The organism is Flagellimonas lutimaris, assembly GCF_003581615.1.
In the GTDB taxonomy this organism is placed as follows: Bacteria; Bacteroidota; Bacteroidia; order Flavobacteriales; family Flavobacteriaceae; genus Flagellimonas; species Flagellimonas lutimaris.
This window is the reverse complement of sequence record NZ_QXFH01000024.1, coordinates 1-758: the sequence shown is the minus strand read 5'-3', so window position 1 is coordinate 758 and position 758 is coordinate 1. Positions and strand designations below refer to the sequence as shown.

The following is a 758-nucleotide window of genomic DNA, read 5'->3' as shown; positions in this document are numbered from 1 at the left end:
GACATGTTTTCAAAGTTAATTCAAACAGTCAACATGCTCCTATCTCAATGTCCAGTCAAATGAAGTAAGTCCATATTGTGAGGGTTTTTCATATAGAGCTGCGATTTGGGCACTGCCCAGGCCAATTTTCAGCAGTTGCACGCCATAGTGGAAAATCCAAAAATAAAAGCCCCCCGCTTACGGGGTGTTTCTTTACGGGACCTTGCAAACCCATGGACCGAAAGCGAAAAAAAATGGGCCTTTTGGGCAACATAGGTTCCGACAGTGTCACGACCTTTGTCCTGAAAACAGCCCCCCCTCTTTTTCAAAAGAACCGGGGACCGTATAGAAAAACAAGGGATGGACAAAGAGGAGGATGGCAAGGTGCATTGCGGCCCCTCGCCATTTCCTAAAACACCCGAATATAAATTCATGATTATGAGATCAAGATTATTGTTGGCCCTATCTGTGGTCATACTGCTTACCGGCTGCAAAGAGGAAGATATCCCCTCCTACACCCTTAAGTTAAGTTCCTCCGGGGGCGGGACCGCCACCCCTGTCGAGGAAGAGTTCGTCGAAGGGGAAGAGGCAACGATCAAAGCCTTTCCAGACGAACACCGCGTGTTCAAGGGATGGTCGGGGGACGTGGCCTCCACTGAGAACCCCCATACCTTCGAAATCTACGCCGACAGCGATGTCACTGCGAATTTCGAAAAGCTCGACTCCGACGCTGACGGGGTGTCCGATGATATCGATGAGTGCCCGGAGACCCCACAAGG

The 758-nt window shown here is 50.1% G+C and carries 1 protein-coding gene; it reads left to right on the top strand.

From position 1 onward, the window contains the following. Window positions 1–339 precede the first annotated feature (339 nt). Window positions 340–758: InlB B-repeat-containing protein (locus D2V08_RS01335; RefSeq protein WP_439108264.1), on the top strand; the 419-nt coding region annotated here is incomplete at its 3' end.